Annotated in this window: 11 protein-coding genes; 7 read left to right on the top strand and 4 right to left on the bottom strand. The window is 69.1% G+C overall.

Features of this window, described 5'->3' with window-relative positions:
• Nucleotides 1–483: 483 nt before the first annotated feature.
• Entirely contained in the window at nt 484–1,005 is a 522-nt protein-coding gene (locus tag NR810_RS30135; protein ID WP_407653849.1) for a Uma2 family endonuclease, read from the top strand.
• Between the two features lie 31 nt (nt 1,006–1,036).
• On the top strand, nt 1,037–2,611 hold the full coding sequence (locus tag NR810_RS30130) for an ATP-binding protein (protein WP_306818622.1): 1,575 nt from the start codon (nt 1,037–1,039) through the stop codon (nt 2,609–2,611).
• Between the two features lie 55 nt (nt 2,612–2,666).
• Here NR810_RS30130 and NR810_RS30125 read toward each other — a convergent pair whose 3' ends face one another.
• Nucleotides 2,667–5,372 (bottom strand): ELWxxDGT repeat protein, encoded by a 2,706-nt coding sequence (locus NR810_RS30125; protein WP_257457782.1) that lies wholly within the window; start codon nt 5,370–5,372, stop codon nt 2,667–2,669.
• 303 nt (nt 5,373–5,675) lie between these two features.
• Between NR810_RS30125 and NR810_RS30120 the strand changes: the two genes are divergently transcribed.
• From NR810_RS30120 to NR810_RS30100, 5 genes are all read left to right on the top strand, one after another.
• Nucleotides 5,676–7,022 carry a serine/threonine protein kinase gene (locus tag NR810_RS30120; protein WP_407653847.1) on the top strand — a complete coding sequence of 449 codons (1,347 nt, stop codon included), beginning with the start codon at nt 5,676–5,678 and terminating at the stop codon, nt 7,020–7,022.
• Between the two features lie 199 nt (nt 7,023–7,221).
• The gene (locus tag NR810_RS30115) at nt 7,222–7,782 is read left to right on the top strand and encodes a Uma2 family endonuclease (protein ID WP_257457915.1); all 561 of its coding nucleotides are present in this window, start codon (nt 7,222–7,224) and stop codon (nt 7,780–7,782) included.
• Nucleotides 7,783–7,848: 66 nt separating this feature from the next.
• A complete protein-coding gene (locus NR810_RS30110) occupies nt 7,849–9,252 on the top strand; it encodes an AAA family ATPase (RefSeq protein WP_257457780.1) in 1,404 nt (467 codons plus the stop codon).
• Entirely contained in the window at nt 9,249–9,989 is a 741-nt protein-coding gene (locus tag NR810_RS30105) for an HNH endonuclease family protein (RefSeq protein WP_257457778.1), read from the top strand. Before NR810_RS30110 ends, NR810_RS30105 begins: the two co-directional genes overlap by 4 nt.
• A 291-nt stretch (nt 9,990–10,280) precedes the next feature.
• Nucleotides 10,281–10,841, top strand: coding sequence for a Uma2 family endonuclease (locus tag NR810_RS30100; RefSeq protein ID WP_257457914.1), 561 nt, complete (start codon nt 10,281–10,283; stop codon nt 10,839–10,841).
• A gap of 6 nt (nt 10,842–10,847) precedes the next feature.
• Here the strand turns inward: NR810_RS30100 and NR810_RS30095 are convergent, their stop codons facing one another.
• Genes NR810_RS30095 through NR810_RS30085 form a run of 3 tightly spaced genes read right to left on the bottom strand, consistent with a single transcriptional unit; the run spans nt 10,848 to nt 13,304 of the window.
• Nucleotides 10,848–11,231 (bottom strand): HIT family protein, encoded by a 384-nt coding sequence (locus NR810_RS30095; protein ID WP_257457777.1) that lies wholly within the window; start codon nt 11,229–11,231, stop codon nt 10,848–10,850.
• A 24-nt stretch (nt 11,232–11,255) separates the two neighbouring features.
• The gene (locus tag NR810_RS30090; protein WP_257457776.1) at nt 11,256–12,260 is read right to left on the bottom strand and encodes an NAD(P)H-dependent glycerol-3-phosphate dehydrogenase; all 1,005 of its coding nucleotides are present in this window, start codon (nt 12,258–12,260) and stop codon (nt 11,256–11,258) included.
• Between the two features lie 21 nt (nt 12,261–12,281).
• Nucleotides 12,282–13,304 carry an HIT family protein gene (locus NR810_RS30085; RefSeq protein ID WP_257457775.1) on the bottom strand — a complete coding sequence of 341 codons (1,023 nt, stop codon included), beginning with the start codon at nt 13,302–13,304 and terminating at the stop codon, nt 12,282–12,284.
• Between the last annotated feature and the right edge of the window lie 109 nt (nt 13,305–13,413).

Here is a 13,413-nt window from a genome sequence, read left to right as displayed (position 1 = left end):
ATGACGGCCGGACCCGCGTGCAACCGGGCTGGAGACCCGGAATCACGTCGAGCACGTAACCTTTCCAGGCATCTTGGGCTACAGGATACGAGAAGTAGTGTATAGCCTGCGGGCATGAACACGGAATCCAGCGGGGCACCGGCACCCGCGCAGCAAGAGACCAGTGACTCCAGCGGGGCACCGGCACCCGCCCGGCAAGAGACCCATGAGCCCAGCGGAGCACCGGGCCCTGCACAGCAAGAGACCAGTGAGTCCAGCGGCGCACCGACACCTGCGCGGCAAGAAGAGGTCAGTGAGTCCAGCGGAGCGTCGGAACCTGCACGGCAGGAGGCCCTTGAGTCCCGCGGAGCGCCAGAACCCGCGCGGCAAGAGACCGGTGCATCCAGCGGCGCCCCAGAACCCGCGCGGCAGGAGGCTAGCGCGGAGAGCAAGCCTCCGGACGCGAGCGCCAGCGGCGAGAAGCGCAAGGCGACGTACGCGGACCTGGAGACGATACCGTTCGACCACGTGGCGGAGCTGGTGGACGGCGAGCTGTACGCGTGTCCCCATCCAGGCGCGGCGCACATGGTGACGGCGACGGAGCTGTTCGGAGAGCTGGGAGGACCGTTCAGCAAGGGCCGGGGAGGGCCGGGAGGGTGGCGGCTGATGTTCGAGCCGGAGCTGCACCTGGGCGAGGACGTGCTGGTGCCGGACCTGGGGGGCTGGCTGCGAGAGCGCATGCCGCAACCGCTGGGAGGAGCGACGCTGCGGCTCGCGCCGGACTGGCTGTGCGAGGTGCGCACCGCCACGTCGCGGGCGTTGAACTGGGAGACGAAGCTGCGGCTCTACGCACGAGCGGGAGTGCGGCACGTGTGGAAGGCGGACCCGGAGACGCGCACGCTGGAGGTGCTGCGCCTGGAGGAGACGGGCTACCAGCTGCTCGCCACCCACCAGGGCGACGGCCTCATCCGCGCCGAGCCCTTCGAGGCCCACGAGCTGGACCTGAGCCTCATCTGGGACGAGTGAGCGGACCGGGGAGTGGCGCGCGCCGGAGGACGTGCCCTTCCCGTACGGTGCCACCATGCCCCGCTGGTTCAACACCGCTGGTCCGTGCCGGCCGGACCGCCACTACATGCTGCCGGCCCTGCGGCGCCTCCCCGAGTTGCGCCGGCTCATCGACCCACAGGGCTATTTCGTCCTCCATGCTCCTCGGCGGTTGGGCAAGACGACGGCCATGCTCGCGCTGGCCCGCGAGCTCACCGCCGAGGGCCCCTACCTGGCCGCACTGGTCTCCATGGAGGTGGGGGCCGCCTTTCCCAGTGACACTGGAGCGGCCGAGGCCGCCATGCTCGAGAGCTGGCGCCTGGCGATGCGCGCCCAACTCCCCCCCGAGTTGCAACCCCCGCCCTTCCCGGAGGCACCCGCGGGCAGCCGTATCGGCTCCGCGCTGTCGGCCTGGGCCGAGTCCTCTCCGAGGCCCCTCGTCGTCTTCCTGGACGAGATCGACGCGCTCCGGGACGAGGTCCTGCTCTCCGTGCTTCGCCAGCTGCGCGATGGCTACCGCAACCGCCCCGAGCACTTCCCCGCGTCGCTGGCGCTCATCGGGCTACGGGACGTGCGCGACTACAAGGTGACCTCCGGCGAGAGGGCTCACCTGGGAACGTCCAGTCCGTTCAACATCATGGTGCGCTCGCTCACGCTGCGGGACTTCACCGAGGAGGAGGTCGCCGAGCTCTACGCCCAGCACACGCGGGACACGGGCCAGCGCTTCGAGCCCGAGGCCCTCGCACGAGCCTTCGAGCTGACACAGGGCCAGCCCTGGCTGGTCAACGCCCTGGCCCGGGTCGCCGTCGAGGAGCTCGTCCCCGACACCGCCCGGCCCATCCGCCGCGAGGACATCGAGCGCGCCAGGGCGGTACTGGTGGAGCGCCAGGAGACACACCTGGACAGCCTGGCCGAGCGCCTGCGCGAGCCTCGCATCCGCGCCATCCTCGAGCCCATGCTGGCGGGTGGACTGCTGGGGGAGGTGCCCGAGGATGACAGGCGCTTCGCCATCGACCTGGGCCTGCTGCGCCGCGATGCCCAGGGCACGCTGGAGGTGGCCAATCCCATCTACCGGGAGATCATCGTGCGCCAGCTCTCCAGCGGAACGCGTGACACGCTGCCGCCCCTTCAGCCCACGTGGAAGAGGGAGGATGGGCGTCTGGACACGGAGCGCCTGCGGGACGCCTTCCTCGCCTTCTGGCGACAGCACGGCGAGCCACTGCTGGCCACCGCGCCGTACCACGAGATCGCTCCCCACCTGGTGCTGATGGCCTTCCTGCACCGGGTGGTGAACGGAGGCGGCTCCATCGAGCGCGAGTACGCCATCGGCCGGGGGCGGATGGACCTGTGCGTGCGCTACGGGCCGGACACGCTGGCCATCGAAATCAAGGTCTGGCGAGACAAGGAGCCGGACCCGCTGGCCGAGGGACTGACCCAGCTCGACGGCTACCTGGAGGGATTGGGCCAGGAGACAGGCTGGCTGGTCATCTTCGACCGCCGGACGGGGCAGCCGACGCTGGCCGCGCGCACGCGAGCCGAGCAGGCCACCACGCCCGGGGGACGCACCGTCACGCTCATCCGGGGTTGAGCGGGCCCGAGAAGACACCGGGCCCGGAGCCGGTACGAGGCCCCGGGCCCGGAGGCTACGGCAGCAGGGGGATGCGCCAGGGCTCCTGGCCGGACATCTCATCGGAGGCGGAGACGTAGAGGCTGTCGCCGACCTGGGTGAAGTACAGGGGCCACGAGGAGACGCTGGAGGGCGCGAGGTTCGCGAGCAGCCGGGTACCCGCCCCGGTCCCATCCGACACCCACGTCTCCATGCCATTCACGCCATCATCGGCGCGGAACGCCAGCAGGCCGCTGGGGAGGACGGTGAACATCGGCGCGGGGTCCAGTCCGTTGGTGGGACCGGGCCGGATGTCGCGGACGAGCACCGTGCCCTCGGCCGTGCCATCGCTCTTCCACAGCTCGCCGCCGTGCGCGGTGTCCCCGGCCCGGAAGAAGAGCGAGCCATTGAAGGCCACCAGGCTGTCGACCCAGCGGAAGGAGCCGACGACGAGCGTGCCCTCGGGCGTCCCATCCGTGCGCCACAGCGAGTTGTTGGCGGAGAAGAAGAGGACGCCGCCCACGTCGGTGGGCTTCACGCTGGGACGGGAGCTCGAGGTGGGGAAGGTGACGGGCAGCCGCACCGTGCCGGCGGCGGTGCCATCCGAGCTCCACAGGCCCCACTGCGACGTGGCCTCCTGGGCGACGAAGAAGACCCGGCCCCCCGAGGCCGTCAGCTCCATGGGGTTGGAGCCCGTGGCCCCCGCGACGACGTTGGCCACGAGCGAGGTGCCGGCGGCGGTGCCATCGCTCTTCCACAGCTCGCGCCCGTTCACCCCATCATCGGCGGTGAAGAAGAGCGTGCCGCCGGCCCAGGCCATGGACAGGTCATAGCTGCTGCTCCCCAGGCCGCTGGAGGTACCGGGGCGGATGTCCTTCACGAGGACGGTGCCGGCGGCGGTGCCATCGCTCTTCCACAGCTCCTGGCCGGCGGTGGAGGAGTAGCCCCTGAAGAAGATCGTGCTCCCACCCACCAGGAGCTGCCCGGGGTAGATGCTGTCGGTGCCGGGCGCGGCGTCGGCGACGATGCGGGTGCCGGCGGCGGTGCCATCGGTGGTCCACAGCTCGATGCCGGTGGCCGACTCGCTGGCGGAGAAGTAGAGCTGCCCGCCCATCTTCACCCACTCGGAGGTGTTGGCGAAGAAGGGGGAGGCGGAGCCCCGGACGCGCACGGTGCCGGCGGAGGAGCCATCGCTCTTCCACAGGTCATACCCGGTGCCGTCGTTGCCGCGGAAGTACAGCGAGCCACCGAGCTCCGTCAGCAGGTTGGGCGAGGAGGACCTGGGCTGGCGGGAGATGTCTCGCACCATCGAGGTGACGGAGCCATCGGTGCGCCACAGCTCGCGGCCGTTGGGGCTCTCGTTGGAGTCGAAGAGGAGGACATTGCCCAGGGCGGCCATCTTCCGGGGCAGGCCGCCATCGGGAGGAGTGACGTAGCGGAGCGTCCACGTGCCCGAGGCCGTGCCATCGCTGCGCAGGAACGAGTAGGAGTTCGAGCCGCCCGCGATGTGGAAGTACACCATGTTGTCGGTGGCGGTGAGCAGGAGCACGTACTGGTAGAAGCCGAGCGGGAGGTCGACGACGCGCCAGGTGCCGGCGGCGGTGCCATCGCTGCGCCACAGGTCGCCACCCGAGGTGCTGTCATCGGCGACGAAGTAGAGCACGCCGCCCATCTTCACCGTCAGACGGGGGCCCGAGTTGGAGGCGCCGGCGCGGATGTCCTTCACGAGGACGGTGCCGGCCTCGGTGCCATCGGTGCGCCACAGCTCGTTGCCACTCACGCCGTTGTTGGCGGAGAAGTAGAGGGCGCCCCCCAGGTCGACCAGGTACGAGGGCTCGGAGCTGGTCGAGCCCGGCCAGAGGTCCTTCACGCGCACGGTGCCGGCCTCGGTGCCATCACTCTTCCACAGCTCGCGCCCGCTCACGCCGTCATCGGCGGTGAAGTAGAGGGCGCTGCCCACGGCGCGCAGGGACTGGGGCGAGGAGGCGGCGGAACCGGGGCGGATGTCGCGCACGAGCCGGGTGCCCTCGGCGGTGCCATCGCTCAACCACAGCTCGGTGCCCGTCACGCCGTCATCGCGGGTGAAGAAGAGGAACCCACCGGCCGCGGTGAGGTTGGAGAGGTAGGTGCCGGCGGAGCCGGGGTTGAGGTCCTTCACGAGCCGGGTGCCCTCGGGGGTGCCATCGGTCACCCACAGCTCGGAGCCATTCACGCCATCGGTGGCGGTGAAGAAGAGCGAGCCGCCCACGACGGTGAGGTTGGAGGCGCCGCCGGAGGTGGCGCCGGGGATGAGGTCCACGACGCGCCAGGTGCCCTCGGGGGTGCCATCGGTGCGCCACAGCTCGTAGCCGGAGCCGGGCTCCTGCGCGGAGAAGTAGACGATGCCGCCGAGGGTGGCGAAGGAGGAGGGATTGGAGTCGGCCGAGCCCGGGTTGAGGTCCTTGACGAGGACGGTGCCGGCCTCGGTGCCATCGGTCTTCCACAGCTCACGGCCGACGAAGGGGTTGGTGGCGCTGAAGAAGACGGTGTTGCCGGAGGCGGCGAGCTCCTGCGGCGAGCTGGAGCCGGAGGTGTCGAAGCCTGGGACGAAGTCGCGTACCAGCACGGGAGTGCCGGCGGAGAGAGCGGCCGGGAGCTGGCCGTTGGGAGCGGGCTCGGAGGCGCCGCCCTCGGGGCCCGCACAACCGCCGAGCATGGCCATACCGGTGGCCAGACAACCCACTGCATTTCGAATACGTGTCATGGTGATGAGCTTCCCCCTCGATGGAACGGGCTCCCGGGAGGGGAGCCACGCTGCGCGCGAGCCACGGGACGAGGCCTGCGCGGGCTCGCGCACGGACGGAGGTATAGGTTCTCTGTCTGACAATTCGAGAAGGGTGGGGGTGGAATGCACGGGGAGTGCGGCCCACTGTTTCCGCGAGGCGAGCAGTGAACAGGCGGACACTGCGGACGAATGTCTGGCGGATAGCGGATGAACAGGGAATCCAGCACTTCCCCGTAGGGGTCCGGGTGAGCACAGTGGGGTGCCACCTGGGGGCAGGACAGAATGAAGCTGGGCAGGTATCAGGTGCTCGACAAGCTCGCGACCGGAGGCATGGCCGAGGTGTACCTCGCGCGAGCCACGGGGCCGATGGGCTTCGAGAAGGAGCTGGTGGTCAAGCGCATCCTCCCGCACCTGGCGTCGGACGAACGGTTCGTGGAGATGTTCCTGGCGGAGGCGCGGCTGGCGGCGCGGCTCAACCATCCGAACATCGTTCAAGTCTTCGACTTTGGAGAGGCGGACGGCACCTGGTACCTGGCGATGGAGTACGTCGACGGGTTGAACCTGAAGGTGCTGTTGAAGCGGGCGAGGGAGGCGGGGGTGGAGCTGCCGCCGGCGAGCTGCGCGCGCATCATCGCCTCGGTGTGTGAGGGCCTGGCGTACGCGCACGAGCGGACGGACCCGGCCACGGGCGAGCCATTGGAAATCATCCACCGGGACATCAGCCCGGACAACATCCTGCTGTCGCGAGACGGAGCGGTGAAGGTGGTGGACTTCGGCATCGCGAAGGAGGCGGGCCAGGAGCTCCGGACGCAGACGGGGGTGGTGAAGGGGAAGCTGGCGTACATGCCGCCGGAGCGCTTCCGGGGAGTGGAGACGGACCGCCGGATGGACGTGTACGGGCTGGGGGTGGTGCTCTACGAGCTGCTCACGGGGCACAAGCCGTACGAGACGGACTCGGGGGGCGAGTTGGTGAGGGCCATCCTGTACGAGCAGCCGGTGCCGGTGACGAAGTGGAGGCCGGAGCTTCAGCCGGCGCTGCGGCGCATCCTGGAGCGGGCGATGGCGAAGGAGCGCGAGCACCGCTATGCGGACTGCCGAGCGCTGCAGGCGGACCTCGAGCGGTTCATCCTGGGCACGGGGGAGCCGGTGGGGGCGTGGCAGCTGTCGAGGCTGCTGGCGCGGGTGATGGAGAAGCGCGGGGAGGAGAAGACGGTCGTCGAGAGTGGAATGACCGGGTCCCAGCAACAGCAGCGGACTCCGACGCCGAGACCCATGCAGCGCGTGCCGGCATTGCCGTGCGAGACAGTGGCGCCGGTGGCGCTGCGGATGAAGAAGGAGGGCACGACCCGACCGGAGGCGGCGGACGCGGTGACGCTGAGGGAGAGGGCGCCGCAACGGTCGGAGGCGCCCACCATCCGGCTGGAGAAACCGCCCCAGTTGCAGGAGCCCCGGCCGGCGGCGGGTGCGCCGGTGGAGGCGCCCTCGGAGAGCGCCCAGCGCCGCTCGCAGCTGAGGAAGACGGGAGCGGGAATCATGCTCCTGCTCGCACTGGGGGCCTGCGCGTTCCTGTGGAGCGAGGAGCCCGCCCAGGCGGAGCCCCTGACGGCCCAGGTGACCAGCGAGGGATGACGCGGGCGAGTTCTTCTCCGCTCCCACGCTCGCCCGGGAGGCAGCGGCCCGTGGGCACGTGAAGAATGGTGACCTTTCCAGTCACCCAGGGCTACACAACGTTTGGAATCGGGTGTAGTGTGCCCGTATGAGCACCGAAGCCAGCAGTGTGCCCTGGAGCTCCCTTGAAGAGGCCCGCCCGGCTGCCCATGCTCGGGACATGGGCGGAGGGCAGAAGCGCAAGGCGACCTACGCGGACCTGGAGGCAGTGCCTCCACACCGCGTGGCGGAGCTGGTGGACGGCGAGCTGCACGTGAGCCCCCGGCCGGCCTCGCCGCACGCGCGGGCGGCGGGGAGGCTGAACGCGCAGCTCGATGGACCCTTCGATCAGGGGAGGGGTGGCCCTGGCGGCTGTCTGCTGCTCTTCGAGCCCGAGCTGCACCTCGGCGAAGACGTGCTGGTGCCGGACCTGGCTGGCTGGCGTCGCGAGCGCATGCCGAAGATGCCCCAGGTGGTGGGCTTCACCCTGGCACCGGACTGGGTCTGCGAGGTGCTCTCCCCGTCCACGGCGGTGCTGGACCGCGAGAAGAAGATGAGGGTCTACGCCCGGGAAGGCGTGCGCCACCTGTGGCTGGTGGACCCACTGCGCCAGGAGTTGGAGGTGTACGGGCTGGAAGACGGCCGGTGGAAGCGCCTGGGCACGCACGGCGGACAGGAGCGGGTGCACGCCGAGCCCTTCACGCCCCTGCAACTGGAGCTGGGCCTGCTCTGGGCGCGCTGAGACGTGTGAGACCCGTGGTACACCGCCCTCGTCTGGCGCCGAGGTGGGCACCCTTCGAGGAACGACATGGCCACGAAAGCCCGGGGAAGAGCACAGCTGGGAAAGCGCAAGCGGGCTGGCTCGCACAAGCAGCAGACCCCTCTGCCCGTGTACTTCGTCTCGTTGACCCTCGAGAACGTGCGCTGCTTTGGACCACCCCAGACCCTGCGGCTTTCCACGAATGAGGGACGCCCGGCGAGATGGACGGTGATTCTGGGCAACAACGGCATGGGCAAGACGACCCTGCTGCAGGCGCTCACCACCTTCGAGCCTGCTCTGTTCGATCCGAGCTCCGCCGAGCCTTCTCCCTACGTGCCCAAAGGGTACTTCCGGCGCCAGCGCCTGCCCGGGTATCCCATTCGTCATCAATCCGATGGGGCCCGTCTGTCAGCCGAGCTCAAGGCTGGAAGGTTGATGGCGGCGAAGGGCGGTCAGGAGCATCCCGCCCGATTCCGGTATGCATTGAAGGTGAGCGAAAGGGGAACCTACTCGCAACACATCGAAGACGAGTTCCCCGAGTCCCTCCTCAACCTGGTGTGTTACGGCTATGGAGCGACCCGCCGGATGGGAGCTGGCTCGTTGTCCGCGCTGAAGGAGGCACAGCCCAGCGACAGTCTCTTCCTCGAGGACGTCCCGCTGCGCAATGGGGAAGAGTGGCTCCTGCAAGCGGACTACGCGGCCAGCAAGGAGTCCATCGAACGGGGAAGAACGAGCGGAGCCCGGGAGAGGAGGGATCGCATCAAGCAGCTCCTGATCGACCTGCTCCCCGAGGTGAGCGACCTGCGCTTCGCTCCACCCGATGCGCGCAACCCCTCGGCCCGGGTGGAAGTGCGGACCCCGTACGGCTGGGTACCGATACGGGATTTGAGCCTGGGCTACCGCACGCTCATCGCCTGGATGGTGGATCTCGCCAGCCGCCTCTTCGAGCGCTATCCCGACAGTCCCAATCCATTGGCCGAGCCGGCGGTGGTGCTCGTGGATGAAATCGATCTCCACCTGCATCCCACGTGGCAGCGCAAGCTCATCGGCTATCTGACCGAGCGTTTCCCCAACACGCAGTTCATCGTGACCGCGCACAGCCCGCTCGTGGTCCAGAGCGCGACGGATGCGAACATCGTGGTCCTCCGGCGCGAGGGGGACCACGTCGTCATCGACAACGACATGGAATCCATCCAGGGCTGGCGGGTGGACCAGATCCTCACGAGTGACCTGTTCGGGCTGAAGAGCGCCCGGCCGCCGCAGCTCGAGAAGTTCCTCGCGGAGCGGACCGCGCTCCTGTCCAGACCGCGCCTGACGCCCAGGGACAAGGCCAGACTGCGGGAGCTGGACGAGGCCATCGGGCCATTGCCCGCGGGAGAGACGAGCACCGAGCTCGAAGCGCTCGAGCTCATCCAGCGCGCCGCCTCGCGCCTGCGGGATGGACGGGAGTGATCCGCGTCCGAAAGCCAGCCGAGCCCCCCGAGGTCCTTCGCTCGAAGGGCGCGAGTGCCCGGCGCGCCATGAGCACGGCGTACTCGCGTGCCCGGAGGAGCTACGAGAGCGGCAGGAAGTCGTTCGACTTCGACCCGGACATCTACGGACACGAGACCGTCAAGCAGGCGCTCCTGGAGGCGCAGCACGGCAAGTGCGCCTTCTGTGAATCGAAGCTCACGCACATCGCCTACGGAGACGTCGAGCACTTCCGTCCCAAGGGCGGGTGGCGTCAGGAGGAAGAGGAGCCACTGCGCCGGCCCGGCTACTACTGGCTCGCCTATGAGTGGGCGAACCTGTTCCTGGCCTGCACGCTCTGCAATCAGCGGTTCAAGAGGAACCTCTTCCCTTTGGGGACTCCCGCGCGGCGCGCACGGAGTCACTCAGAGGAGGTGTCGGCGGAAGACCCGCTGCTGCTCGACCCCGCGGTGGACGACCCCGAGGCCTTCATCTCGTTCCGGGAGGAAGTGCCTTACGCCGTGGGAGGCAGCGCTCGCGGCGAGGCGACGATCCACCTCCTGGGGCTCGGGCGGGAAGCGCTCGCGGAGCGACGCAGAGACCGACTGGCCTACGTGAAGGCGCTCCAGAAGCTCATCAAGCTTGGGGCTCCGGAGGCCACGGAGGCACGGAAGCTCCTCCAGCGTATGCAGCAGGACTCGGCGGAGTACGCCGCGATGGTCCGCGCCTTCCTGCGCTGATGCCTGGAAACACGACGGGTGAGCACGGTGGCAACCCGAGGGACCGCGCTACCCTCACCCCGTCCCTCTCCCAGAGGGAGAGGGGAAGTGACCCGGGAGCCTCCTTTTGTGCTCCCACGCTCGCCCGGAAGGCAGCGGCCCGCCGGAGCCCCGGAAGGAGATCACCTTCACGGTCATCCAGGGCTACACAACGTTTGAAGTTGGGTGTAGTCTGCTTGTATGAGCACCGAAACCAGCGGTGTGCCTTGGAGCCCCCTTGAAGAGGCCCGCCCGGCTGCCCATGCTCGGGACATGGGCGGAGGGCAGAAGCGCAAGGCGACCTACGCGGACCTGGAGGCAGTGCCTGCCCACCTCGTGGCGGAGCTGCTGGACGGCGAGCTGCACGTGAGCCCCCGGCCGGCCTCACCGCACGCGCTCGCGGCGGCGGTCCTGCACGGTGAGCTTCACGGGCCCTTCCACCGGGGACGCGGTGGCCCGGGAGGCTGGCTGCTCCTCATGGAACCCGAACTGCACCTGGGCGAGGACGTGCTGGTGCCGGACCTGGCCGGCTGGCGTCGGGAGCGCATGCCGGAGATGCCCCGGGTGGTGGGCTTCACCCTGGCGCCGGACTGGGTCTGCGAGGTGCTCTCCCCCTCCACGGCGGTGCTGGACCGGGAGAAGAAGATGAGGGTCTACGCCCGGGAGGGCGTGCGCCACCTGTGGCTGGTGGACCCGCTGCGCCAGGAGCTGGAGGTGTACGGGCTGGAAGACGTCCGGTGGAAGCGCCTGGGCACGCACGGTGGACAGGAGCGGGTACACGCCGAGCCCTTCACACCTCTTCAACTGGAGCTGGGCGCGCTCTGGGAGGGCTGAGGCCACCTACCTGGGCAGCAGGTAGTTCCCCTTGCTCGGGATGACATGGCGCACGCCGCCGCGCGGGTCCTCCATGTCTCCCCGGTAGCGAGGGATGACGTGCACGTGCAGGTGGAACACCGTCTGCCCCGCGGCCTCTCCCACGTTGAAGCCCACGTTGTACCCGTCCGGCCGGTGGCTCGTGTCCAGCTCGCGCCGCACCTCGTCCACCAGCTCGAAGAGGGCGTGCTGCTCCTCCTGCGAGGCCTCGAACCAGGTGGCCACCAGCCGGTGGGGAATCACCAGCGTATGCCCCGGGCTCACCGGGTTGGCGTCCCGGATGGCGAAGGCCAGCCGGTTGGACGCGACCCACCGTTCCCGGGGGACCTGTAAGAAGGAGGAGGACGACATGAGGGGCTCGACGCGAGGATAGACCTACGCGGCGGCCTCCCGGAACTGCCGTTCGACGACTTCCGTCATCGCGTCGCGGGCGCGCTTGCCCTGGTGGGTGACGAGGTACACCTGGTGGCAGATGGGCAGCTCCACCCCGGTGCGCTGCGAGAGCGCATGCGCGCTCAGGGCCGTCTTCACGCCCTCGATGGAGGGCTTCTTGATGGAGCGCAGGATGTCCTCCAGGGCGCGGTCCCTGGCCAGCTCGAAGCCCACCTGCCAGCTCCGGGACAGCTCCCCGGTGCAGGTGAGCACCAGGTCCCCCATGCCGGACAGCCCGCTGAGGGTGCGCGGGTTGGCGCCCAGGTGCACGGCCAGCCGCGAAATCTCCTCCAGCCCCCAGGTGATGAGGGAGGCGCGCGTGTTGAATCCAAAGCCCAGGCCCTCGGTCATCCCCACCGCGAGGGCGATGACGTTCTTCAACGCCCCGCCAATCTCCACCCCGATGACATCCGTGGTGGTGTAGGTGCGGAGCGTCTCGGTCTGGAACAGCCGCTGGCAGTCGCGCGCCACCTGCTCGTCGCGGGCGGCGATCGTCACCGTGGTGGGCTGCCGCCGGGCCAGCTCCTGGGCGAAGGAGGGACCGGACAGCAGGGCGATGAAGGGGTGGAAGGACGGGGGCAGACAGTCCTCCAGCAGCTGCGTCATGGTGAAGAGCGTCCCATTCTCGAGCGCCTTGGACACGGTGAGGAGGGGAACGCCGGACGGCAGGTGGGGGAGGGCGGCGCGCATCACCTCGCGGGTGACGTGCGAGGGGACGGCGGACACCACGAGCCGCGCGCCCTCCAGCGCCTCCTCCATGGACAACGTGGCGCGGATCCTCGGTGAGAGGGGAATGCCGGCCAGGTAGACGCCATTCTCGTGCCGCGCGTTGACGCTGGCCACCACCTGCTCGTTGCGGCCCCAGAGCCAGACCTGGTCGCAATGCACGGCCAACACGTTGGCCAGCGAGGTGCCAAAGGGGCCGGAGCCGAGAACGCAGACACGCATGAGCCGTCTTCCCCCCGCGGACTACCTGGGCTGCGCCGGCTTCGGAAGCAGACTCGGCGCGAGCGCGAAGGCCTCGTCCACGGTCTTCACGAAGCGGGTGACGTGGGCCTTGAGCCAGCGGCGCCCCTGGATGGTGGAATCCCCCACGATGGCCACCACGGGGATGCCCGCCTCGGCGGCGTAGACGATCTCCATCAGCGAGCCGACGTACTGCCAGTTGGGGCGCGCCAGGTCGACGATGAGCAGATCCGACGCCTCGATGAACTTGCGCTCGGTCTCGACGAGATAGGCATTGAGCCGGTCCTCGGGCAGGTCGATCTCCTTGAGCGACTTCTCGAGGAGCTCGTACATGGAGAACAGGGTGGCCTGGGGGCAGTGGCGGGCGAGCGTGGCGCGGGCCTGCTGGATGTTCTCCTTCACCTCGGCGGTGGAGAGATCCTCGATGGCGTGGGCGTAATAGATGCCGCGAGGGGTGATGCCCGCGTCGCGGAACATGCGCACCGTCTTGACCGAGTCATCCTCCATGGGGTGGTGCTGCCAGTTCCAGCGGTCGCCCTTGCCGCTGCGCTCGGCGAGCACCTGGCGGACGAACTGGGAGGAATAGGCGGGCGGGGTGAGGACGTAGTGCGCGCCGTCCGGGTTGCGGACGTAGATGTAATTGTCGGCGGTGCCGGACTCACGCACCTGCCGCAGCTCGTGCATGGCCTCGATGCGCCGCGCCTCGCACGACAGCCGGGTGGCGAGATCCGCGGCCAGGTCCATGTCCACGGGCAGAAGGTGCAGGTGGAGATGATCCACACAGCAGGCCTTGAGGCCACAGTCGAGCGTGGTGCCATGCTCGAACACCACCCAGCGGGTGGCGGGGGTCTGCTTCTGGACCAGGGAGAGCACGGATTCGATCTCCCGCTGCACCTGGTCCGCCTGGGGCGCCTTCAGCGTGGCCACCGAGCTGCGATGCCGCTTGGAGACGAGCATCACATAGCCCTCGATGATCGACCCCAGCGCCGGCAGGATGACGTGCTCGTCGGTGGAATGGACGATCATATTGGCTGGATGTCTTTGCCCTTCCTCCGAGATGGCCCAACACAGTCGACATCCATCGAACTGGTTGCGAACTTCCCTCTGGGAAACCTCGCTCAGGATTCCAAACTGA

The organism is Archangium lipolyticum (assembly GCF_024623785.1).
GTDB classification, from domain to species: domain Bacteria; phylum Myxococcota; class Myxococcia; order Myxococcales; family Myxococcaceae; genus Archangium; species Archangium lipolyticum.
The sequence above is the reverse complement of the archived record's forward strand: the minus strand, read 5'-3'. Positions and strand labels throughout refer to the sequence as shown.

Bases quoted from the DNA above. Each gene is read 5' to 3' on its own strand.
- NR810_RS30115 (WP_257457915.1), top strand. From the start codon at position 7,222: ATGGGCGGAGGGCAGAAGCGCAAGGCGACCTACGCGGACCTGGAGGCA.
- NR810_RS30110 (WP_257457780.1), top strand. From the start codon at position 7,849: ATGGCCACGAAAGCCCGGGGAAGAGCACAGCTGGGAAAGCGCAAGCGG.
- NR810_RS30090 (WP_257457776.1), bottom strand. From the start codon at position 12,260: ATGCGTGTCTGCGTTCTCGGCTCCGGCCCCTTTGGCACCTCGCTGGCC.
- NR810_RS30085 (WP_257457775.1), bottom strand. From the start codon at position 13,304: ATGATCGTCCATTCCACCGACGAGCACGTCATCCTGCCGGCGCTGGGG.
- NR810_RS30100 (WP_257457914.1), top strand. From the start codon at position 10,281: ATGGGCGGAGGGCAGAAGCGCAAGGCGACCTACGCGGACCTGGAGGCA.
- NR810_RS30120 (WP_407653847.1), top strand. From the start codon at position 5,676: ATGAAGCTGGGCAGGTATCAGGTGCTCGACAAGCTCGCGACCGGAGGC.
- NR810_RS30125 (WP_257457782.1), bottom strand. From the start codon at position 5,372: ATGACACGTATTCGAAATGCAGTGGGTTGTCTGGCCACCGGTATGGCC.
- NR810_RS30095 (WP_257457777.1), bottom strand. From the start codon at position 11,231: ATGTCGTCCTCCTCCTTCTTACAGGTCCCCCGGGAACGGTGGGTCGCG.